General features: G+C 71.0%; 22 protein-coding genes. 10 read left to right on the top strand and 12 right to left on the bottom strand.

Going from position 1 to position 20,029, the window contains the following annotated elements; genetic code table 11:
• The first annotated feature begins 8 nt into the window (after positions 1-8).
• Together RS86_RS11725 and RS86_RS11720 are read left to right on the top strand one after the other, a co-directional pair.
• The gene (locus tag RS86_RS11725; RefSeq protein WP_327037102.1) at positions 9-1,571 is read left to right on the top strand and encodes a DNA polymerase Y family protein; all 1,563 of its coding nucleotides are present in this window, start codon (positions 9-11) and stop codon (positions 1,569-1,571) included.
• On the top strand, positions 1,571-5,146 hold the full coding sequence (locus RS86_RS11720) for an error-prone DNA polymerase (RefSeq protein WP_045272442.1): 3,576 nt from the start codon (positions 1,571-1,573) through the stop codon (positions 5,144-5,146). The genes RS86_RS11725 and RS86_RS11720 overlap by 1 nt, the downstream gene beginning before the upstream one ends.
• 13 nt (positions 5,147-5,159) lie before the next feature.
• Here RS86_RS11720 and RS86_RS11715 read toward each other — a convergent pair whose 3' ends face one another.
• Positions 5,160-5,537: a hypothetical protein gene (locus RS86_RS11715; protein WP_052680229.1), complete on the bottom strand. Its 378-nt coding sequence runs from the start codon at positions 5,535-5,537 to the stop codon at positions 5,160-5,162.
• Positions 5,538-5,595: 58 nt separating this feature from the next.
• Complete coding sequence (locus RS86_RS11710) at positions 5,596-6,123, bottom strand: flavin reductase family protein (RefSeq protein ID WP_045272441.1); 528 nt, start codon at positions 6,121-6,123, stop codon at positions 5,596-5,598.
• A gap of 117 nt (positions 6,124-6,240) precedes the next feature.
• Here RS86_RS11710 and RS86_RS11705 point away from each other — a divergent pair, with 117 nt between their 5' ends.
• Positions 6,241-6,867, top strand: coding sequence for a GyrI-like domain-containing protein (locus RS86_RS11705; protein WP_045272440.1), 627 nt, complete (start codon positions 6,241-6,243; stop codon positions 6,865-6,867).
• A gap of 1 nt (position 6,868) precedes the next feature.
• On the opposite strand, the gene RS86_RS11700 is transcribed toward RS86_RS11705, so the two are convergent.
• Entirely contained in the window at positions 6,869-7,660 is a 792-nt protein-coding gene (locus RS86_RS11700; protein ID WP_045272439.1) for a PH domain-containing protein, read from the bottom strand.
• Between the two features lie 31 nt (positions 7,661-7,691).
• The gene (locus RS86_RS11695) at positions 7,692-9,302 is read right to left on the bottom strand and encodes an AMP-binding protein (RefSeq protein ID WP_045272438.1); all 1,611 of its coding nucleotides are present in this window, start codon (positions 9,300-9,302) and stop codon (positions 7,692-7,694) included.
• A gap of 100 nt (positions 9,303-9,402) precedes the next feature.
• Here RS86_RS11695 and RS86_RS11690 point away from each other — a divergent pair, with 100 nt between their 5' ends.
• A complete protein-coding gene (locus RS86_RS11690; RefSeq protein ID WP_045272437.1) occupies positions 9,403-10,233 on the top strand; it encodes a helix-turn-helix transcriptional regulator in 831 nt (276 codons plus the stop codon).
• Between the two features lie 21 nt (positions 10,234-10,254).
• Here the strand turns inward: RS86_RS11690 and RS86_RS11685 are convergent, their stop codons facing one another.
• On the bottom strand, positions 10,255-11,034 hold the full coding sequence (locus RS86_RS11685) for a thioesterase family protein (protein WP_045272436.1): 780 nt from the start codon (positions 11,032-11,034) through the stop codon (positions 10,255-10,257).
• A gap of 107 nt (positions 11,035-11,141) precedes the next feature.
• Here RS86_RS11685 and RS86_RS11680 point away from each other — a divergent pair, with 107 nt between their 5' ends.
• Complete coding sequence (locus RS86_RS11680) at positions 11,142-11,615, top strand: carboxymuconolactone decarboxylase family protein (protein WP_045272435.1); 474 nt, start codon at positions 11,142-11,144, stop codon at positions 11,613-11,615.
• Between the two features lie 37 nt (positions 11,616-11,652).
• Complete coding sequence (locus RS86_RS11675; protein ID WP_045272434.1) at positions 11,653-12,027, top strand: UBP-type zinc finger domain-containing protein; 375 nt, start codon at positions 11,653-11,655, stop codon at positions 12,025-12,027.
• A 13-nt stretch (positions 12,028-12,040) separates the two neighbouring features.
• Here RS86_RS11675 and RS86_RS11670 read toward each other — a convergent pair whose 3' ends face one another.
• The 3 genes from RS86_RS11670 to msrB all read right to left on the bottom strand — a co-directional run bounded on the left by RS86_RS11670 (position 12,041) and on the right by msrB (position 13,852).
• A complete protein-coding gene (locus tag RS86_RS11670) occupies positions 12,041-12,700 on the bottom strand; it encodes a YoaK family protein (RefSeq protein WP_052680228.1) in 660 nt (219 codons plus the stop codon).
• A 115-nt stretch (positions 12,701-12,815) separates the two neighbouring features.
• Positions 12,816-13,373, bottom strand: a complete 558-nt coding sequence (msrA, locus tag RS86_RS11665; protein ID WP_045272432.1) for a peptide-methionine (S)-S-oxide reductase MsrA — start codon at positions 13,371-13,373, stop codon at positions 12,816-12,818.
• On the bottom strand, positions 13,370-13,852 hold the full coding sequence (gene msrB / locus RS86_RS11660; RefSeq protein WP_045272431.1) for a peptide-methionine (R)-S-oxide reductase MsrB: 483 nt from the start codon (positions 13,850-13,852) through the stop codon (positions 13,370-13,372). The genes msrA and msrB overlap by 4 nt, the downstream gene beginning before the upstream one ends.
• A gap of 147 nt (positions 13,853-13,999) precedes the next feature.
• On the opposite strand from msrB, the gene RS86_RS11655 reads away from it, so the two are divergent.
• From RS86_RS11655 to RS86_RS19910, 3 genes are read left to right on the top strand one after another with little or no spacing between them, the layout of a single operon-like run.
• Positions 14,000-14,386: an ArsR/SmtB family transcription factor gene (locus RS86_RS11655; protein ID WP_045272430.1), complete on the top strand. Its 387-nt coding sequence runs from the start codon at positions 14,000-14,002 to the stop codon at positions 14,384-14,386.
• Positions 14,387-14,389: 3 nt separating this feature from the next.
• Positions 14,390-14,806 (top strand): SRPBCC family protein, encoded by a 417-nt coding sequence (locus RS86_RS11650; RefSeq protein ID WP_052680227.1) that lies wholly within the window; start codon positions 14,390-14,392, stop codon positions 14,804-14,806.
• Positions 14,807-14,832: 26 nt separating this feature from the next.
• Positions 14,833-15,168: a YciI family protein gene (locus RS86_RS19910; RefSeq protein ID WP_052680226.1), complete on the top strand. Its 336-nt coding sequence runs from the start codon at positions 14,833-14,835 to the stop codon at positions 15,166-15,168.
• Positions 15,169-15,260: 92 nt separating this feature from the next.
• Here the strand turns inward: RS86_RS19910 and RS86_RS11640 are convergent, their stop codons facing one another.
• Complete coding sequence (locus RS86_RS11640) at positions 15,261-16,517, bottom strand: MFS transporter (RefSeq protein WP_152642150.1); 1,257 nt, start codon at positions 16,515-16,517, stop codon at positions 15,261-15,263.
• A 122-nt stretch (positions 16,518-16,639) separates the two neighbouring features.
• On the opposite strand from RS86_RS11640, the gene RS86_RS11635 reads away from it, so the two are divergent.
• Entirely contained in the window at positions 16,640-17,626 is a 987-nt protein-coding gene (locus RS86_RS11635; protein ID WP_052680225.1) for an alpha/beta fold hydrolase, read from the top strand.
• Positions 17,627-17,647: 21 nt separating this feature from the next.
• Here the strand turns inward: RS86_RS11635 and RS86_RS11630 are convergent, their stop codons facing one another.
• From RS86_RS11630 to RS86_RS11620, 3 genes are read right to left on the bottom strand one after another with little or no spacing between them, the layout of a single operon-like run.
• Positions 17,648-18,475 carry an SDR family NAD(P)-dependent oxidoreductase gene (locus RS86_RS11630; protein ID WP_045272429.1) on the bottom strand — a complete coding sequence of 276 codons (828 nt, stop codon included), beginning with the start codon at positions 18,473-18,475 and terminating at the stop codon, positions 17,648-17,650.
• A 35-nt stretch (positions 18,476-18,510) separates the two neighbouring features.
• Positions 18,511-19,224, bottom strand: a complete 714-nt coding sequence (locus RS86_RS11625; RefSeq protein WP_045272428.1) for a hypothetical protein — start codon at positions 19,222-19,224, stop codon at positions 18,511-18,513.
• Positions 19,225-19,273: 49 nt separating this feature from the next.
• Positions 19,274-19,999: a hypothetical protein gene (locus RS86_RS11620; RefSeq protein ID WP_045272427.1), complete on the bottom strand. Its 726-nt coding sequence runs from the start codon at positions 19,997-19,999 to the stop codon at positions 19,274-19,276.
• Between the last annotated feature and the right edge of the window lie 30 nt (positions 20,000-20,029).

The following is a 20,029-nucleotide window of genomic DNA, read 5'->3' as shown; positions in this document are numbered from 1 at the left end:
GCCCCGCGGTGCAGGAACCGACCCGGGTGATCGTGCTGTGGTTCCCGGACTGGCCGCTGCGCGCGGCCCTCGGCGCCGAGGCGGGCGAACCAGCGGCGGTCCTGCATGCGAACAGAGTGGTCGCCTGCAGCGCGGCGGCGCGCGCCCAGGGCGTCCGCGTCGGGCAGCGTCGCAGGGAGGCGCAGGGGCTGCTGCCGAACCTGCGCATCCTGCCCGCGGATCCGGGCAGGGACGAACGGGCGTTCCTGCCCGTCCTGCGCCTGATCGAGGAGCAGGCTCCCGGAGCGCAGCTGCTCCGGCCGGGGCTCGCACTGCTCCGCGCCCGCGGCGTCGCGCGCTTCCACGGCGGGGAGGGCGAGGCCGCGCGCGCCCTGCACGTCCGGCTCGCCGAGGAGGGGCACCCCGAAGTGCGGATCGGGATCGCGGACGGGCCGTTCACGGCCGAGCTCGCGGCGCGCGGCGCGGATCCGGTGCTCGTGGTCGACGCAGGCGCCTCCGCCGCCTTCCTCGCCCCGCTGCCCGTGCAAGCTCTGCAGGATCCGGAGGTGACCGCGCTGCTGCTCCGCCTCGGCGTGCGCACCCTCGGCGAGCTCACCGCTCTCGGGGCGGAACGGCTGCGGGCGCGCTTCGGCGAGCACGGCGCGCGCCTGCACGCCCTGGCCGCGGGCGCGGACTCCCGTCCCGTCGTGCCCCGCCCGCCGGATCCGGAGCTCGTCTCGGAGATCGAGTTCGAGTCGCCCCTCGGGCAGTCCGACCAGATCGCGTTCGCCGTCCGGCAGAGCGCGGATGCTGTGATCCTCGCCCTCGCGAAGGCCTCGCTGGTGTGCACCGAGGTGCGGATCGATCTCACGGACGACGACGAGCAGGTCACCTCGCGCACCTGGCTGCATCCCACCTGTTTCGAGGCCTCCGACCTGGTCGACCGCGTTCGCTGGCAGCTGGAGTCGCTGGCCGCCGAGACCGCCGCTTCCGGCGACGACGACGAGGCGCACCGATTCAGGGGCATCGTCCGGGTGCGGATCGCCCCCATCGCCGTCGACGACGCCGCGCACCATCAGCCAGGACTGTTCGGATCAGGCACCGACGAGCGGCTGCACCACGCCGTCTCCCGTGTGCAGACCCTGCTCGGCCACGAGGGCGTGGTCACCGCGGTCGTGGCCGGCGGGCGCCTCGTCTCCGACCGGCAGCAGCTCACCCCCTGGGGCGAACGGGTCGTGCCGACCCGGCCCGCGGATCAGCCCTGGCCGGGACAGCTGCCGGATCCGCTGCCGGCCGAGGTGTTCGCTCCACCGCGGCCGATCGCGGTGACCGCGGCCGATGGCAGCACTGTCGAGATCGACGGTCGCGGGCTGCTCACCGCCGAGCCGGCGGCCGTCGACGACTGCGCGGTGCTCTCCTGGGCGGGCCCCTGGCCGGTGCGGGACCGGCGCGGGGATCCGGCGGGCGCGTTCCGCGGCGAGCGCCTGCAGCTCGTGGACGAGCAGGAGCGGGCCTGGCTGGTGCTGCACATCACCACCGGCGGAGCCGGAGCCGGTGGCGGACACTGGCTGGCCGAAGGGAGGTACCACTGATGGGCTTCCACAACCCGGACATGTCCTGGACCGCACTGGAGCGCACCCTCAGCGGCAGAGCACCCCGCGACCGCGCCCCAGACGGCGAAGCCCCGGACGGTGCCGGTCCGCTGCATCAGCAGATCGCGGTGGACGCGCCCTCCCGCATGCACAAGCGCCCGCCCATCCGGATGGAGGGGATCGAGCGACCGAAGAACGCGGTCCCCTACGCCGAGCTGCACGCCCATTCCTCGTACTCCTTCCTCGACGGCGCATCCTCCCCCGAGGCCCTCATCGCCGAGGCGCAGCGACTCGGGCTCACCGCCCTCGCGATCACCGACCACGACGGCTTCTACGGTGCCGCGAACTTCGCCGAGGCCGCGGAGTCCCTGGCGAACGCGGAGAAGAAGACGAAGGCGGAGAGAGGGGAAGACGCCGACGCCGAGCCCGCAGGGCCGCCGCTGCAGACCGTGTTCGGGGCGGAGCTGTCGCTCCCCGGCCCCGATGCGAACGGTCCCGGCGCACGAGGTCGCTCCGGGCTCCTGCCGCCCCCGGAGCGCCGGGGCCTCCCGGATCCGCTCGGCGAGCACCTGCTCGTGCTGGCCCGTGGCGAGGAGGGCTACCACCGCCTCTCCGCCGCGATCACCGAAGCGCAGCTGCGCGGGGGCGAGAAGGGGCGGCCGTTCTACGAGATCGAGTCGCTGGCGAACCGCGCCGAGGGGCATTGGACGATCCTCACCGGCTGCCGCAAGGGCGGCGTCCGCAGCGCCCTCGAACGGGAGGGGCCGGAGGGCGCGGAGCGGGCGCTGCTCACCCTCGTCGACCTGTTCGGCACGGACCGGGTCGCCGTCGAGCTCATCGACCACGGCGATCCGCTCGACAGCCGGCGCAACGACGCCCTCGCCGCCCTCGCGCTCCGGTACGGCCTGCCCATGGTCGCGACGAACAACGTGCACTACGCGGCGCCGGAGCGGGCGGAGCTCGCCGAGGCGATCGCCGCCGTGCGCGCCACCCGCAGCATGCGGGAGCTCGAGGGCTGGCTGCCCGCGCACGGCACCGCGCACCTGCGCTCCGGGGCGGAGATGACGGCGCGCTTCGCCCGCTATCCGGGGGCGATCGCGGCGGGGCTCGAGATCGCCGAGGCCTGCGCCTTCCCGCTGCGCCGCGCCAAGCCGGCCCTGCCCACGATGAGCGTCCCCGCGGGCGAGACCCCGATGAGCCACCTGCGGGCGCTGGTCTGGGCGGCGGTGCCGGAGAGGTATCCGGAGCACACCCCCAAGGAGCTCACCGCCGAGGGAAGAAGCCGCATCGAGCGGGAGCTGAACGTGATCGAGGAGAAGGACTTCCCGGGCTACTTCCTCATCGTGCACGGGATCGTGAAGGAGGCGAAGGACCGCGGGATCCTGTGCCAGGGACGCGGATCCGCCGCCGCGAGCGTGGTCTGCTATCTGCTCGGCATCACCGCGGTGGATCCGATCCTCTACGGCCTGCCCTTCGAGCGCTTCCTCGCCACGACCCGCACCGAGGAGCCGGACATCGACGTCGACTTCGACTCGGGGCGGCGCGAGGAGATCATCCAGTGGGTCTACGAGAGCTACGGGCGGGAGAACGCCGCGCAGGTCGCGAACGTCATCCAGTACCGCCCGAAGAACGCGGTGCGCGACATGGCCCGCGCGCTCGGGCACTCCCCGGGCCAGCAGGACGCCTGGTCGCGTCAGGTGGAGCGCTGGGGGCTGGATCTGAGCCCCGTTCCAGACCACGACATCCCGGAGCAGGTGGTCGCCTACGCCGATGAGCTGCTGCGCGCGCCCCGCCACCTGGGGATCCACTCCGGCGGCATGGTGCTCACCCGGCGCCCGGTCGGCGAGGTCGTTCCCGTCGAGCACGCCCGGATGGAGAAGCGCACCGTCATCCAGTGGGACAAGGACGCCGCGGCCTGGATGGGGCTGGTGAAGTTCGACCTGCTCGGGCTCGGGATGCTCTCCGCCCTGCGGCACTGCTTCGACCTGGTGCGCGAGGCCACCGGCGAGGAGTGGACGCTGGACTCCCTGCCGAAGGAGGAGCCCGCGGTCTACGACATGCTCTGCCGCGCCGACACGATCGGGGTGTTCCAGGTCGAGTCCCGCGCGCAGATGGGGCTGCTCCCTCGCCTCCAGCCGAGGGAGTTCTACGAGCTCGCGATCCAGATCGCCCTCATCCGTCCCGGCCCCATCCAGGGCGGGGCGGTGCACCCCTTCGTACGCCGCAAGCTCGGCCAGGAGAAGGTCACCTACGCGCATCCGAAGCTGGAGCCGGTGCTGAGTCGCACGCTGGGCATCCCGGTCTTCCAGGAGCAGCTCATCCAGATGGCGACCACGCTCGGCGACTGCACCGCCGACGAGGCCGACACGCTGCGCCGTGCGATGGGATCCAAACGGGGTCTGGAGAAGATCGACAGCATCCGGGAGAGCCTGTACACGGGCATGCACCGGCACGGGCTGGACGGGGAGACCGCGGATCGCATCTACGCGCAGATCCAGGCCTTCTCCGACTTCGGCTTCGCGGAGTCCCACTCCCTCTCGTTCGCGCTGCTCGTCTACGCGAGCTCCTGGCTCAAGCTGCACTACCCCGCCGCGTTCCTCGCCGGACTCCTGCGCTCCCAGCCCATGGGGTTCTACTCCGCAGCGACGCTCACCGGCGACGCCCGTCGGCACGGGGTCGAGGTGCACCGGCCCGACATCCGGCTCTCCGGGGCGACGGAGACCCTGGAGCCGGTGGATCCGGCGGCGACCGGGCGCACCGGACGGGAGTCATGCACGCATCAGCTCCCGGCCCGCCCTCCCGGCACGGACCCTGATCCGTTCGATCCGAAAGCCGCGGACGAGACCGCCGCGCACCGCAGGGACGGCCGTTACGCCGTCCGTCTCGGGCTCGCCGGCGTCACCGGGATCGGCGAGAAGACGGCGGAGCGGATCGTCGCCGAACGCGATGCGCGCGGCCCGTACCGGGATCTGAACGACCTCGTGCGCCGCACCGACCTCACCGCCGCCCAGGTGGAGGCCCTCGCCACCGCCGGGGCGTTCGACTCCCTCGGGCTGCAGCGCAGGGAGGCGATCTGGCTCGCCGGATCCGCCGCGGAGGACCGCGCCCGCTATCTGCCGGACACAGTCGTCGCGGTGCAGCCTCCCCTGTTCGGCGACCAGACCAGCTATGAGATCCTCACCGCCGACCTCTGGGCGACCGGGGTGTCCACCGACGACCACCCGCTCGCCCACTTCCGCCCGGGGTTGGATGCGCGCGGGGTGCTGACCTCCTCCGCACTGCGCACGCACGAGAACGGCCGCCGGGTCGAGACGGCGGGCCTCGTGACCCACCGGCAGCGTCCGTCCACGGCGGGCGGCGTGACCTTCCTCAACCTCGAGGACGAGCACGGCCTGGTGAACGTCATCTGCACGCAGGGGGTGTGGCTGCGCTACCGCCGGATCGCCCGTGAGTCACCCGCATTGATCGTGCGCGGCATCCTGGAGCGCTCCCCCGAAGGCGTCACCAACCTGCTGGCCGACGCGTTCGAGTCGCTGCAGGTGGGCGTGGCGCATCACTCCAGGGATTTCCAGTGACGTGCGCAGGCGCTCACCAGAAGCGCGGCTGCTCCTCCTGCGGAGGACGATCCGTACCGCCCCAGATCGCGGCCTGGGCCTTGGCCGCGGCAGCCGCCTCCTCAGCGCCTTCGAGCGCGACCGCGGCTCCGCGGAGGTCGACGGCGCCACCCGGCACCGCGTCGAGCACGAGCTCGGTGACCACGCCCTCCTCGGTCGCCAGCACGCTGCACGCCTCCACGCGGCCGCGCCAGGGCAGCGCTCCGAGCTCGGGAAGGACGGATCCCGGCACGCGGTAGACGACGCCCGTGGTCAGGTCCCGGATGCGCACCGCGCGGGACTCCTCGTCCACGGCGACGATGCGCCCGACGCCCAGCGGCGCGGAAAGCGGAAGGATCAGGGTCACGGACATGGCTCCACCTTCGTTCAGAACGGTCCGGCTGGCAAGCCGTCCGGACGTGGTTCGGCGCTCAGCCCCGCGGGACTTCGACCGCCGCCGCCGAGGAGACCAGGCTGTCGTAGTGGCGGTCGACGTAGAGCAGAGGCGCCCCGGGAGTGCCCTCGAGCACATCGAGCACATCGAGCAGCACGAGCGCCGAGGGCCCGACCGGGTGCGTCTCGCGGATGGTGCCGCGCACCGCGATCCGGGCCGACGGGAGGAACGGCTCGCCCGTGGGCAGCGTCTGGAACCCCTGCTCAGCGGTGAAGCGCGGCTGGCCCGTCCGGGCGAACGCATCGGCGATGGGCTCCTGCCCCGCGACGAGGAAGTGCACGAGCGCACTGGGCGCCGCGAGGATCCCTCCCGCGCTGCCGGTCGCGCGCGTGACGGAGAAGACGAGCACGGCGGGGTCGGCGCTCACCGAGGCGACGCTCGACAGCGTGAGTCCCACGGGACCGTCCGGGGCGATCCCCGTCACCAGTGCGACGCCGGCGGGGTGATGCCGGAACGCCCCCTTGAACTTCTCGGTGACGTCGTTCTCCAGACCCGGGGTGCTCATCGTGCTTCTCTCTGTCGTTGCCATGGGCGCAGCTTTCGCGCCCACCCTCAACGGTATGCCTGTTCCTGAGGTGTCGGCTCCGGATCCGGTGTCGGACCCCCGTGCTGGAATGGACCCATGACGACGGGGACCAAGATCGACCTCACCAAGAGCCTGGACGGCTACCGTGCGCGCACCGGCGAGTTCCGCCTCGTCGACCTGCCCGCGAACCGCTACCTCGCGATCGACGGGCACGGCGATCCGAACTCGGCTCCCGCCTACGCCGAGGCCCTCGAGACGCTGTACCCGGTCGCCTACGCGCTGAAGTTCGCCAGCAAGCGCGAGCTCGACAGGGACTACGTCGTCCCGCCACTGGAGGGGCTGTGGTGGGCGGAGGACATGGACGCGTTCACGACGGCGCGCGACAAGTCGCGCTGGGACTGGACGATGCTGATCCTCGTCCCGGAGTGGATCGACGATGCGTTCGCGGACGCCGTGGTCGCGACCGTCCGTGCGAAGAAGACGCCGCCGCGGCTCGACGACCTGCGGATACTGTCCCTGTCGGAGGGGCTCTGCATGCAGACGCTGCACGTCGGCTCCTTCGACGACGAGGCACCGCTCCTCGAGCGCCTGCACGACGAGATGATCCCGGAGCAGGGTCTGCGCCTGGCGGGCCTGCACCACGAGATCTACCTGAGCGACGCCCGTCGGGTGGCTCCGGAGAAGCGCCGTACGATCCTGCGCCAGCCGGTGGCGCCCGCCTGACTCACCGGCTTCCCGAACGGTCGATCCAGGCCTGAATGACATCGCGGGCGGGGTGCAGGTCCTCGAAACGGCAGTTGCTCGCGGGGAGTATGACCTGAGTCCCGTCCGTCCGCACGATCGCCAGGGTGTTCAGCACGTCCATCTTGACTGCGGTGAACATCAGAGACGACCACCAGGGCACGTCGGTGATACGGACCTTCCGGATGTCCGCTCGATCGAATGCGCGCGTGCGGAAGTAGCCGCCTGCGACCACTCGCTCCGGCATCAACTCGATTCCATGGAGAAAGACTCGCATCGCCGGGATGATCGCCGTGGCGCCGACGAGCAGCATCCCGCCATACGCGGCAATCTTCCAGAGCGGGAGCGGCTCATCGCGCACGAACGAATCGATGGTCTCCGCCACGCTGCCCAAGAGCGCTACTCCGAGCAATCCACAGACCGGGGCTGAGAAAGCGAACAGAACACGCCACCGATCGCCCGGCCCCCGGACGATCACGATTCGACTCCTGTCCGGATCGTCTTGGTGAGCGAGCACGGAGCCGGGGCGAGCGCAGAGCAGGAGCAGCGTCACGATCAGCCAGAGTCCGATCGCGGCCAGGGCGATCGGGAGCTCGATTCCCCAGACCTCCTGAGGGTGAGAAACGCCGAGTACAGGAGTCAGGAGCATCAGGAGGACGCCCCAGGCGCTCATTCCGAGGAGCATCACCCAGGGCGAGAGACGGCGCAGAGCAAAGAAGATCCGTGGCGGGAGCACGACGGGCCTTCGCCTGCCCACCTGATCCCACGTCGCCACGGCCCGATCCTAGAGGACGGTTTCGATCCCGCTACAGCCCCAGGATCTCCACGGCCATCTCGCGCATCTCGACCTTGCGCACCTTACCGGTCACGGTCATCGGGAACGCGTCGACGAGGTGCACATACCTCGGGATCTTGAAGTGCGCGAGCCGGCCTGTGGCGAACTCCCGGACGGCGTCCGCCGTGAGCGGCTCCGCGTCGGGCCGCATCACGATCCAGGCCATGACCTCCTCGCCGTACTTCGCGTCGGGCACGCCGATCACCTGCACGTCGCCGACGTCGGGGTGGCGGTAGAGGAACTCCTCGATCTCGCGCGGGTAGATGTTCTCGCCACCGCGCAGGATCATGTCCTTGATCCGGCCGACGATGTTGAGCCGACCGTCCAGGTCCATGGTCGCGATGTCGCCGGTGTGCATCCAGCGTCCGGCGTCGATCGCCTCCATGGTCTTGTCCGGTTCGTTCCAGTAGCCGAGCATGACCGAGTACCCGCGCGTGCAGAACTCCCCCGGCATCCCGCGCGGAACGACGAGTCCGTCCTCGTCGACGACCTTCACCTCGATGAACGGCATGACGGCGCCGATGGTCTGCGTGCGCGCGGCGAGATCGTCCTCGCGCGAGGTCATCGTGGACACCGGGGAGGTCTCCGTCATGCCGTAGCAGATCGCCACCTCCGGCATGTGCATCTCGGCGACAACCCGTTCCATGACCTCGACGGGGCACGGGGATCCGGCCATGATCCCGGTGCGGAGCGACGTCAGATCGAACTCGGCGAAGCGCGGGTGCGCGAGCTCGGCGATGAACATCGTCGGCACGCCGTACAGCGACGTGCAGCGTTCGGCGTGCACGGCCTCGAGCGTCTTCTCGGGATCGAAGACCGGCGCGGGCAGCACGACGCACGCGCCGTGCGAATGCGCGCCGAGCACCCCCATCACCATGCCGAAGCAGTGGTACAGCGGCACCGGCACGCACACGCGGTCCTCCTCGGTGTAGTGCACGCCCTCCCCCACGAAGAAGCCGTTGTTGAGGATGTTGTGGTGCGAAAGCGTGGCGCCCTTGGGGAATCCGGTCGTGCCCGACGTGTACTGGATGTTGATGGGCTGGTCGAAGGTCAGAGCGGCGGCGCTCGCGGCGAGCGCCGCCGGATCCGCTGCCGCGCCGACGGCGAGCGTCTCGTCCCAGGCGGGCGTCCCGATGAACAGCACGTCGTCGAACCCGACCTCCGCGAGCATCGCCGCATAGTCCGTGGTCCGGAACGAGGCTGCACTCACCATGAGCCGCAACCCGGACTGCCCGATCACGTACTCGACCTCGCTCGTCCGATAGGCCGGATTGATGTTGACCAGGATCGCCCCGAGGCGCGCGGTCGCATACTGCGTCAGCACCCACTCGGCGCAATTCGGCGACCAGATGCCGACGCGGTCGCCCTTCTCGACACCTCTGGCGCGCAGGCCGAGCGCCAGTCGGTCGATCTCGCCGCGCAGCTGGGCGAAGGTCCAGCGCCGCCCGCTGGCGGACTCCACGAGCGCCTCCCGGTCGGGATGCAGGTCGGCGATCCGATCGAGCATCTCACCGATGGTCTGCCCGAGCAGAGGGGTGGATGCGATTCCGGACGAGTACGAGATCTGTGCTTCATTGCGCATGAGCACAGGATCCGGTGCTGCTGTCCCGATCGGCACCCCCGAACGGGGGTGGACCCGTGCGGCCGGTGGTGGCACAGTGTGATCGACGCAAGGAGTCGATGTGGAGCCTTCGCTGAAGACGGCCGTCGCCACGGTGCGGCGCGACACCGGGCTGCCCGTCGCCTTCGCCGGCGCGGTGGATCGGAGCGGACGGCTGTACCCGATCACCGCGACCGCCGGGTGCCTGACCTCCGTGCTGGACGGGCTGGTGATCCGCTCCGGCAACGGGCTCGGCGGCCGTGTGCTCGCCGGTGCGCGGATCCAGACCGTCACGGACTACCTCCACGACGACGGCATCAGCCACCAGTACGACGGGCCGGTGTCGCAGGAGCGGCTGCGTTCGATCGTGGGAGCGCCGGTGGTCGTCGACGGCTCGGTGCGCGCTGTGCTGTACGGCGCCCTGCGGACTTCGGCGCAGCTCGGCGCGCGCACGCTCGACGCGATGCAGCAGTCCGCGCAGCGGCTGGCGTTCGAGATCGCGGTGTCCGAGGCGACCGTCCGGCGGCTGCGCGCCGTGGAGACGGCAGCGCTCATGCGCGAGGCTCGCACGGGGCCGACACGTCCGGAATGGGAGGAGGTGCGGATCGCCCACGCGGAACTGCGGGCCCTGGCCGGCAGCGTCGGAGACGAAGGGCTGCGCCGCCGCATCGACGACATCGCCGCCCGACTCACCGCGACCGAGCCCGCCCGCGAGCGGCCCGCGCTGACCGCTCGCGAGATCGACGTGCTGGCCCTGGTCGCGATCGGCTGCACCAACGCCGAGATCGGCGCGCGCCTCGATCTCGGCGCAGAGACGGTGAAGAGCTACCTGCGCGCGGCGATGCGCAAGCTCGGCGCCCACCGGCGGACCGAAGCCGTGACGCTGGCCCGCACCGCCGGCCTCCTGCCCTGACCTGTTCCCGACCCGGTCGCCTCAAGGGTGCAGGGGTCGCACGGTGAGGATCTGCTGCACCGTCCCCACCGGTCCGCGTTCGTCGTGCAGCACCGTGTCCGTGAGCCCGAGCCCGGTCGGGCCGATCGAGACCGTGGTGTCGAAACCGATCCATTCGCCTGCGGGAACCGCGAACAGGTGACAGGTGAGATCGACGTTCGGGAACGCGACTTCGGTCGGAGCCAGGCGCAGCGTCAGCCCGTTGGCGAAGTCGACCATGCCGAGCAGCCGCGCGATCGGCCCGATCCGCTCCCCCTCCAGCAGCGGGACTCGCGGCCGCAGCCAGCCCCACGCGTGCCCCGGCTGCCGCTGCCCGCGATGGAAGTCCACACTGCGCACGGCGCCGCCGGGCCAGTGATCGCCCATCGCCCAAGGATCGAGCTCATCGCGACCCGGCATCGCCGGTAGCGCGCTGCCGGCCAGCGCCCGGGTGTCCGCGGTCTGCATGAACCAGGCCCTGGCGATCACAGCCGCCCGGCCGGCCTGGCTCAGCACCGCTTCGACGAGCTCGATCGTGCGCCCGGGGCGGAGGATCCGGATGTCGAGGTCCACGCGCTCGATCGGGATCGTGCCGAGGATGTCGTACGAGATCCGTCCGAGTTGCAGATCCCCGCCACGGCGCTCGGCGTGCTCCTTCTCGACCGCGTGCGCGATGAGCCCCAGCGACGGCGCGATGTGCTGCTCCTCCGTGCTCCATGCCCCCTCGACGGCCGAGGTCGGACGGAAGGAGGACGCGTCGATGCGCTCGAAATAGGCGGGCATGTTCGGATCCTACGTCGAGCCCGGCATCGTTGCGGACCGCGCCCTGGGAACAGCGCACGCCGCGGTACGTTGAACTCGTCGAACAGAACGCGCTCGAGAGGAACAGCATGCGCCCCTACCTGGACAAGGCGATCCCCGAGGCCTGGAAGGCCGCCTCCGCGTACTCCGAAGCGGTGTCCGCGGCCACCGCCGCACGCGGCCTCAGCACCGCCGAGGCCGAGTTCATCAAGGTGCGCGCCTCCCAGCTCAACGCCTGCGCGTTCTGCCTCGACCTGCACATGCGCGAGGCCCGTGCCGCGGGCATCACGCAGCAGCAGCTGGACGTGCTCCCGGCCTGGCGCGAATCCTCGCTGTACACGGAGCGCGAGAAGGCGATGCTGGCGATCGCCGAGGCCGCCACCCGCATGCCGCTCGGCGAGGAGGCCAAGGCTGACCTCGCCGCGTCACGCGGACTGCTCGGCGATGAGATCTTCGCCGCGGCGGAATGGGTCACACTGACGATCAACATGTTCAACCGGATCTCGATCCTCAGCGAGCATCCGGTACGCCCGCGCAATGCCGAGGGCGATCTGATCCGCTGATCGACGTGATCCGTCGTTCGACGCCAGGAGGTGGCAGATGATCCAGGGAACCGATACGCGGCGACCGCCCTCAGGGCCGGGATGCGCCGACTGCGAGCGCGACGGAGGCTGGTGGTTCCATCTGCGCCGCTGCGCGGAGTGCGGACATGTCGGATGCTGCGACGACTCGCTCGGGCAGCACGCCACGGCGCACTTCACCGAGACGGGCCACCGGTTCATCCAGAGCTACGAACCGGGTGAGGACTGGTTCTGGGATTACCGCACGGCGCAGATGACCGACGGCCCGGAGCTCGCCCCGCCGCGGAGCCATCCGGAGGACCAGACCGTGCCGGGCCCGGCCGAGCGCGTCCCGGCGGACTGGCAGGATCGGATCCTCCGCGCCAGAGCGGACCGCGAAGGCCGCGCCGGCTGACCGGGGCGGGCGTTCAGGACGGCTCGGCAGCGGCCCCGCGCCGAGTTCCTGCGCCGATCGCCACCGCGAGGGCGGCGAGGATGACGCCTGCGGCGAGCAGCGCGCCTCCGCCCAGCCATCGATGCGCCGCCGCACCGGCCACGGCACCCGCCGCGAGCGCGGCCCAGAGCAGCAGCGGACGCCGCCAGGCGGTCGAGGACCGGCCGGTGACCAGGTCCGCGAGCGCGAGGCCGAGACTCACGAGCGTGCCCGTGGCGTAGGTGATCGCGATCCGCGCCCTCCCGTCGGCGAGGTACAGGGTGTTGAGGGCACCCATCGCGCAGGCCAGCAGAGCGAACCGCCATTCGGCGTGCGGCAGCGCGAATCCGACGAGCGCGCTCGCGGCGACGGCGACCGCACTGCCGGCGACCACGGCGCTGCGCCGCCGTGCGTGCGCGCCGACGACGACGCCGCCTGCGGCGACGCCGATCACGAAGGCCCCGACGAGCGCGAGCGGGAGCAGCGCACGCCCAGGGCCGTCGGTCCAGACCTCCACGCCCGCCTGGGTGGAATTCCCGCTCATGAACGAGACGAAGAATCCTCCGGTCTCAATGAACCCGACGGCGTCGACGTATCCCGCCACAGCGCTGAGCGCGAGGGACAGCGTCATCCCGCGGCGGGAGACCTCTCTCACGCTTCGGTTCCGCTCACTCGCACCGCTCCATCCTGCGGCCCGGTGAGGCTCGACGGCAAACCGGGACGACTTCGGGCCCGCCGGAGGTATCCGACGGGCCCGAAGGCGAGTGTCTCTACGGCGCGACCGCCTCGTTCCGGCGCGGCAGCACCCAGCCCGCGCGCGGGAAGTGGCAGGTATAGCCGTCCGGGTAGCGCTCCAGGTAGTCCTGGTGCTCGGGCTCGGCCTCCCAGAACGGGCCCTCCTGCTCGATCGTGGTGACCGCCTTGCCGGGCCACAGGCCCGAGGCGTCGACGTCGGCGATCGTGTCGCGGGCGACCTGCTCCTGCTCGGTGCTGAGCGGGAAGATCGCCGAGCGGTAGCTCGTTCCGATGTCGTTGCCCTGGCGGTTCATGGTCGACGGGTCGTGGATCTGGAAGAAGAACGCGAGGATGTCGCGGTAGGTGGTCTTCGACGGATCGAAGACGATCTCAACGGCCTCCGCATGGCCCGGGTGGTTCCGGTAGGTGGCGTGGTCGTTGCTGCCGCCGGTGTAGCCGACGCGCGTACCGAGCACACCGGGCTGACGGCGGATGAGATCTTCCATCCCCCAGAAGCAGCCGCCGGCGAGGACGGCGGTCTCGGCGCCGGGAACCTGGGCGATGGATCCGGTGTCGGCGGGTCCGCTGGTCATGATGCGTTCTCCTCTGGATTCTGCGGGGTGGTGGTCTCGAACAGTCCACGGTACGCGCCGTAGCCCTGCTCCTCGAGCGCGGCGGCCGGGATGAAGCGCAGCGCGGCCGAGTTCATGCAGTATCTCAGTCCGCCGGCGGCCCGCGGGCCGTCGTCGAACACGTGGCCGAGGTGGCTGCCGGCTCCGGCGGAGATGGCCTCGGTGCGGACCATCCCGAAGGTGCGATCCGTCGTCGTGGTGACGGCGTCGGGGTCGATCGGCCGGGTGAAGCTCGGCCAGCCGGTTCCGCTGTCGAACTTGTCCGTGGACGAGAACAGCGGCTGGCCGGAGACCACGTCGACATAGATGCCCGGATCGTGGTTGTCCCAGTACGCGTTGCGGAACGGCGGCTCGGTGCCGCCCTCCTGCGTCACCGTGTACTGGTGCGCGGTGAGCGCGTTCAGCGCCTCGGTGGTCCTGCGGTAGTCGGTGGGGTTCATCGTGATGCTCCTCTGCTGCCGCCGCTGGCTGCGGCGTCATCAGAGAGAACGAGGGACGAGCCGGATTTGGTCCCGCGAAGCTATGGGCCGACTGTGAGTTTCGAGGACGGTCCGGCGGCGCACAGCCGATGACCTACGATAAACCACATGGTTTATCAATCGAGTGCGGCTCCGCACCGTCCGCTCTCCGAACCGGAGCTGGACGCGGTCTTCGGCGCGCTCGCGCACCCGGTCCGCCGTGCGGTGCTGCACGAGGTGGCGAGCCCCGATCGCCCCGAGGCCATGACGGAGCTCGCCGAGCGGCTGGACCTCTCGCCGCAAGCGCTGAACAAGCACCTCACGACACTCGAGCGCGCCAGGTTGATCACCCGGGTCAAGCAGGGCAGGGCGACGAGCGCCCAGGCCAATCCCGAGGTGCTCGACTCGACGCGCGACTGGATCGTGGCCATGACCGACTACTGGAACACCCAGCTCGACTCGCTGCAGCAGTACATCGAGTCCCTCCACCGCAAGAACGAAGAAGGCAGGAACTGATCCGTGTTCACCGCGAACGTCGCACGCACCTTCCCCCTCGACATCGAGACCATGTGGGAGCTCTGGACCACCGCTGAGCATCTCAGCGCCTGGCATCGGCCGTCGCTCGAGTTCGGCCCGACGGTCGCGAGCGTCGATGCCAGAGTCGGAGGCGCGTACCGCCTGGAGATGCTGGATCCGAATGGCGATCTGCACGCGGTCGGCGGCACCTATGTCGAGGTGGACCGCCCGAACCGGCTCCTGTTCACCTGGCTCTGGGAGGGATCCGACAACGACACGCTCGTCGAGGTGACGTTCACCTCGGTCGGCGACGGCACCGCCGTCTCGATCGTGCACACCAAGCTCGTGGATCAGGCCGACGCCGACCGCCACGCCGAGGGCTGGATCGGCTGCCTGCAGTCGATCGCCGTCCTGTACTGACCACCACCACCCGAAAGGAATCCATCATGACCAAGTTCGTCCTCGTTTACCACGCCCCGCAGACGCCCGCCGAGGCCACGCCCCCGAGCCCCGAAGAGGTTCAGCAGATGATGGGCGCCTGGATGCAGTGGGCCGAGAAGGTGGGTCCGGGCATGGTCGACTTCGGCACCCCGCTGGCCGGAGGCGTGCGCGTCACCCCGCAGGGCGTCACGCCGAGCACCAACGAAGTGGCCGGCTACACGATCATCGAGGCCGAGAGCGCCGACGCCGCCCTCGAGCTCGCCAAGGTGCACCCGCACCTGAGCATGCCCGGCGGTTGCAGCATCGAGGTCCACGAGGCGCAGGCCGTCCCCGGCATGTGAGCGCGGACGGAGAAGGCCCCGGAGGATCAGCGGATCCGCCGGGGCCTTCTCCGTTCACGCGGCGCGTCGAGCTGGATCGCCGGAGCTCAGCGTCAGGCGGGTCGCGTCGCCCTGCGGACGACGGCCAGCACCGCCGCGACGACGAGGCACAGCAAGGTGAGCGCGACGAACGACAGCGTGAAGGACGTCCCTGCCGCGAGGGCGCCGATCGCGAGCGCGCCGATTCCCGTTCCTGCGTCGAAGGCGACGTTCCACGCGGTGCTGGCGACGCCCTTCGCGTGCTCCCCCGCGACCTCGAACGCGCGCACCAGGGTCACGTTCTGCATGGTGCCGAACGCCGTGCCGACGAGGATCGCGCCGCCGATGAGCAGGATCGGGCTTGCGGACCCGACGAGCCCCGAGATGCCGGTGGCGATGGCTCCGAGGCCGAGCGCCGCGATCGCGAGCCCGGGCAGGACGAACCGCTCCGCGCCGACCCGGTCGGCGGGACCCCCGACCGCCCAGCGCGCGAACGCGGCGGCGGCGGTGTAGAGGAACAGGGCGACGACGGTGAGCACCGCATCGGGCACGAATTGCGGCGTGAACGTGGTGATGGCGCCGCCCGCGCACGTGACCGCGGTGAGCGCCAGGATGGGCGGCCAGAGCCGGGTGAGCGCATGGCGTGCCTCGCGCGGGCTCTCGTGCGCAACAGGCGCGGCTGCGGCGCCGTTCGCGATGGCGGCGGCCGCCGCGGCGCGCGCATGCTTTGCGATCGAGGCGCCCGCGGCGAGCGCGAACGGGATCCCCAGGAGCGGCAGCGCCGCGACGGCCAGCGCGACCGGAAGCCCCGCCTGATCGGCGATCCAGGGCGAGATCGGGGTGAGCACGAGCTGGGCGCCGGCGACCGCAAGCCCGTAGGCGCCGATCGCGCGCCCGCGCCGCTCGGGTGGGAACAGCGCGCCGACCGCGGAGGACCCGCTCACCGTGACGATGCCGAACCCGATCCCGCGCACGGCCGCCAGGGCCAGGACCTGTCCCGGCGTCGTCGCGAAGATCTCGCCGAGCGCCGGCAGACCGAGCAGCAGGCAGGCGAGCGCCAGGCTGACCCGCCAGCCCATCCACGAGCGCATTCGTTCCACGACGAGCTGGGTGAGGATCGTGGCAGCCATGAGCACCGCGTTGACGAGCCCGGCGAGAAGCTCGTCCCCGCCGAGCGCGACCATATGCATGGGCGCGACCGGCAGCATGACCGCGAATCCCGCGAAGGCGAACGTCGTCATCGCCAGCAGCGCGGGCATGCCGGGCTCGCGCCACGGCGGGCCCGCGGGTTTCGCGATCCGCACCGCGTCACCCTGATCCTGAGCGCTCATCACCGCGCCACCCTATCGAGTCCTGTCCCTGTGGGCCTCGCTCCGGCTGCCGAGGCGCATCGACAGCATGACCCGCGGGTGCCAGAATGCGGCGTACGGGGGCTGGACGAGGGGACGTCGTCATGGGCAGCAATCCCGCTCCGCGAGTCCGCTTCCGCGGGCGCGGCCTCGGGGCGCTGGCCGTTGTCGCGCTTCTGCTGACGGCGTGCTCCGCCGGCGGAGACCGACCGGGGCCGATCTCGACGCCCACCGCCACCGTGACGCCGCGGGCCCCGATCGAGGGCCTCTTCGACGTCGGCGGCGGACGCAGGATCTATCTCGAGTGCCGTGGGAACGGACCGGCGACCGTTCTCCTGCTCGGCGGGCTGCGCGCCGCCGCGGACTACTGGAACCGCACGGACACGAAGCCGACCACGGTGATGCAGGGCGTCGGTGAGAGCGCACCGGTGTGCTCCTACGACCGTCCGGGCACCGTGCGGGAGGGGAACGCGTTCGGCCGTTCGGATCCGATCCCCCAGCCCTCCAGCGAGCGCTCCGCGGTCGCCGACCTGCACGCGCTCCTCGCCGCTGCAGACGTGCACGGCCCGTTCGTGCTGGTCGGCCATTCGTACGGCGGCTGCATCGCGCGGCTGTACGCCTCGACCTACCCCGATCAGGTGGACGGGATGGTGCTGGTCGACGCGCTCTCCGAGGCGGTCGCCGACGCGATGTCGCCCGAGCAGTATGCGCAGCTGCAGACGTCCCAGCAGGTGCCCGCCGAGGACATCACCGCATACCCCGGGATCGAGCGCCTCGACACGGACGCAGTGAACGCGCAGCTCCGCACCGCGCCGCCGATCCGGCCCATGCCGCTCACAGTGCTGTCGGCCGATCGGCTCCTCGCGCCGCAGTGGCAGGCGATGATCGACTCCGGGCAGCTGTCGCCGGGAACCCCGAGCGACCTCGGCGCCGCGGTCGACCGGGCGCAGGAGGTCTCGCAGGACTACCAGGCCCACCTCGTCCCTGGCGCCGTGCACATCACCGAGACGCACAGCGGTCACGACATCCCGCTCGACAACCCCGCGATCGTGACCAGGGCGATCCTCGACGTGGTCGCGAAGGCACGCTGAACGAGCGGCCTGGCCGCGCCGTCAGCCGGCCGCGATCCAGGGCCGGGTGAAGCCCAGCACGCGCTCGCCGTCGAGGTCGGCGAGCGAGACGCCCACGAAGGCCGTCGCGCCTTCGGAGCTCTGCCGGCGGAAGCGGTATTCGTCCGCCATCACCGCCGCCGCGATCGCCGCTCCGGCGGACTCCGCCGTCTGGGCGTTCGCGAAGGCGCCGGCGGTGCGGCTCACGTAAGCGTTGAGGAGCGATGCATAGGGGCCGCCCTCCTCCGGTCGGACCACGTTCGCGACGAACGAGCTCGCCACCGCCGCAGGCTCGATCACGCCGACGCGGATTCCGAAGCGCTCGGCGACCACCGCGAGCGACTGCATGAACCCCTCCACCGCGAACTTCGCTCCGCAGTAGGCGTCCGCGAAGGGCTGGCCGACGGTTCCGCCGACGCTCGTGACGGTCAGGATCCGGCCGTTGCCGCGCTCGCGCATGCCGGGAAGCACGAGCTTGGTCAGGTTGACCGGCGCCAGGTAGTTGATGTCCAGCTGATCCTGGATCTGCTGCATGCTCAGCTGCTCCGCGGTGGCGACGCTCCCCTGCCCCGCGTTGTTGACGAGGACGTGGATCCCGCCCAGCTCGGCCTCGATCTCGGCGACCAGGCGTGCCGCGGCGGCATGGTCGACGACGTCGAGCGCGCGCACGTCGATCTCGACGCCGGCGGCAGCCGCGGCCTCGCGCAGAGGTGCGGCACGGCCCACATCGCGCATCGTCGCGACGACGTGCAACCCGCGGCGGGCGAGTTCGACAGCGGCATGCAGGCCCATGCCCGAGGAGGTTCCGGTGATCAGTGCGACGTCGGTCATGCGAGAACACTATGCCTGTCGGTGGTGCGGCGGTATCAGGCGGCGTCGCCCCGCGTCCAGGGGCCCCAGTAGGGCGGCGGACCCTCGCTGGGGCTCCGCGGGACATAGGTGCGCCAGGCCGCCATGAAGCGACGGGCCGCAGACCAGACGGCCCCCGCCACGATGCCGAGACCTATCAGCACACCGACGACGACCGCCGCCGCCACCGGCACGCCGATCGTCGCGCAGAACCCACCCACGAACATCCCCGTCACGGTCGCGTTCACGAGGATGCTCAGCATCATCGATGAGCCCAGCACCTGCTCGGCGCCGCTCCGGTGCCGGAAGAACGAGTACGTCACCCGCATGCCCAGTTCGTCGTCGTGCGTCGAGGCGAGGAAGTACTCGGCGACCTCCGGGTCCACCTCCGCGTAGGCGCCGCGGATACGGTTCATCGCGGTCACGTACATGAAGTCCTCCTCTGAGACCGCGAGCACGCGCATCAGCGTCAGCAGGCCGACCGCAGAGAGGAATCCGAGAATTCCGAGCGCCGCCGGCGGGAACCAGTCGGCGAAATGCGAGGCCTGACCGAGGAGCCCGATCGTGACCAGCCCTGCGGAGACGAGGGTGAGGTGGATCGTGATGCGGGTGAGCACTTCGCTCTGCGCCGTACTGCGCGCAGCGAGCAGCCCCCAGTGCTCGGTCGCGAGGATCTGCAGCCGACGCGCGAGTGCCGCGTCGGTGGCGCCATCGCCGGCATCCGTCGCCATGATCCATGGTCCCACCGGGCCGGGGCTGGTGGAAGAGTGAGGAGGCCGTTCAGGCCGGGGCCGACGGCGACTCCCGGTGGGCGCGGGTGGCGAGCGCAAGCCGGATCAGGGGCAGGTCCGCGCGCGGGATCACGACCGTCACCACGATCTCGCCCGAGAGCTGAGCTCCGATCCCGTACACGAAAGGATCCGTGTCGATCTCGACGGCATCGACCTCGTGGCCGTCGACCTCGAGGTGCGCCATCGGATTCACCGCCGACAGCCGCGCGTGCCAGGGCTCGCCTCCCGGCGGGCCGCTCGGCGGGCCGTCGGGGATGCCGAGCTCCGCGCGGAAGCGGTTCATCAGGATGTGGTTCACGTGCTGCACGAGCTGGTTCGGGAGCGACTGGTACTCGTCGGGAACGCGCGTCCACGTCGTGCGGACCACCTCCCAGAGCATGGGGTATCGCATGCGTTCGACCTGCTCGATGAGCCATCGGGGACGCGGCCAGGGAGAATCCTGGTCAAGGGACTCGCGGGTGACCTCATCGAGTTCGGCGAGGTTCGCCGGGTCGTCGTGGTCGTTCGGGTTGCGCCACAGCGTGTAGTTGAGGGCAACCGTCGTCTGGGTCGTTCCGTCACTTCCGCGCGCGGCCATGACCCCGAAGCTGTTCAGGTCCTCGAGCGACGGCTGCGGCACCAGGCCGTAGATCGCGAATGGGAGTGCGCGCACCATCTCCGCGCCTTTGATCCTCGGGTCGGGAGCATCGGGAGGCAGGACTCCGGAGATCCACATGCCCCGAGCCTGACGGAGAACACGAGCCGC

Source organism: Microbacterium azadirachtae, from assembly GCF_000956505.1.
Classification (GTDB): Bacteria; Actinomycetota; Actinomycetes; order Actinomycetales; family Microbacteriaceae; genus Microbacterium; species Microbacterium azadirachtae_A.
This window is presented reverse-complemented; position numbering and strand designations above follow the sequence as displayed.

What these genes read in the sequence shown, in the direction of transcription:
- RS86_RS19910 (WP_052680226.1), top strand. Translation starts at nt 14,833, where the DNA reads ATGACCAAGTTCGTCCTCGTTTACCACGCCCCGCAGACGCCCGCCGAG.
- RS86_RS11680 (WP_045272435.1), top strand. Translation starts at nt 11,142, where the DNA reads ATGCGCCCCTACCTGGACAAGGCGATCCCCGAGGCCTGGAAGGCCGCC.
- RS86_RS11635 (WP_052680225.1), top strand. Translation starts at nt 16,640, where the DNA reads ATGGGCAGCAATCCCGCTCCGCGAGTCCGCTTCCGCGGGCGCGGCCTC.
- RS86_RS11625 (WP_045272428.1), bottom strand. Translation starts at nt 19,224, where the DNA reads ATGGCGACGGATGCCGGCGATGGCGCCACCGACGCGGCACTCGCGCGT.
- RS86_RS11620 (WP_045272427.1), bottom strand. Translation starts at nt 19,999, where the DNA reads ATGTGGATCTCCGGAGTCCTGCCTCCCGATGCTCCCGACCCGAGGATC.
- RS86_RS11720 (WP_045272442.1), top strand. Translation starts at nt 1,571, where the DNA reads ATGGGCTTCCACAACCCGGACATGTCCTGGACCGCACTGGAGCGCACC.
- RS86_RS11630 (WP_045272429.1), bottom strand. Translation starts at nt 18,475, where the DNA reads ATGACCGACGTCGCACTGATCACCGGAACCTCCTCGGGCATGGGCCTG.
- RS86_RS11640 (WP_152642150.1), bottom strand. Translation starts at nt 16,517, where the DNA reads ATGAGCGCTCAGGATCAGGGTGACGCGGTGCGGATCGCGAAACCCGCG.
- RS86_RS11655 (WP_045272430.1), top strand. Translation starts at nt 14,000, where the DNA reads ATGGTTTATCAATCGAGTGCGGCTCCGCACCGTCCGCTCTCCGAACCG.
- RS86_RS11675 (WP_045272434.1), top strand. Translation starts at nt 11,653, where the DNA reads ATGATCCAGGGAACCGATACGCGGCGACCGCCCTCAGGGCCGGGATGC.
- RS86_RS11705 (WP_045272440.1), top strand. Translation starts at nt 6,241, where the DNA reads ATGACGACGGGGACCAAGATCGACCTCACCAAGAGCCTGGACGGCTAC.
- RS86_RS11685 (WP_045272436.1), bottom strand. Translation starts at nt 11,034, where the DNA reads ATGCCCGCCTATTTCGAGCGCATCGACGCGTCCTCCTTCCGTCCGACC.
- msrA (WP_045272432.1), bottom strand. Translation starts at nt 13,373, where the DNA reads ATGACCAGCGGACCCGCCGACACCGGATCCATCGCCCAGGTTCCCGGC.
- RS86_RS11695 (WP_045272438.1), bottom strand. Translation starts at nt 9,302, where the DNA reads ATGCGCAATGAAGCACAGATCTCGTACTCGTCCGGAATCGCATCCACC.
- msrB (WP_045272431.1), bottom strand. Translation starts at nt 13,852, where the DNA reads ATGAACCCCACCGACTACCGCAGGACCACCGAGGCGCTGAACGCGCTC.
- RS86_RS11710 (WP_045272441.1), bottom strand. Translation starts at nt 6,123, where the DNA reads ATGAGCACCCCGGGTCTGGAGAACGACGTCACCGAGAAGTTCAAGGGG.
- RS86_RS11715 (WP_052680229.1), bottom strand. Translation starts at nt 5,537, where the DNA reads ATGTCCGTGACCCTGATCCTTCCGCTTTCCGCGCCGCTGGGCGTCGGG.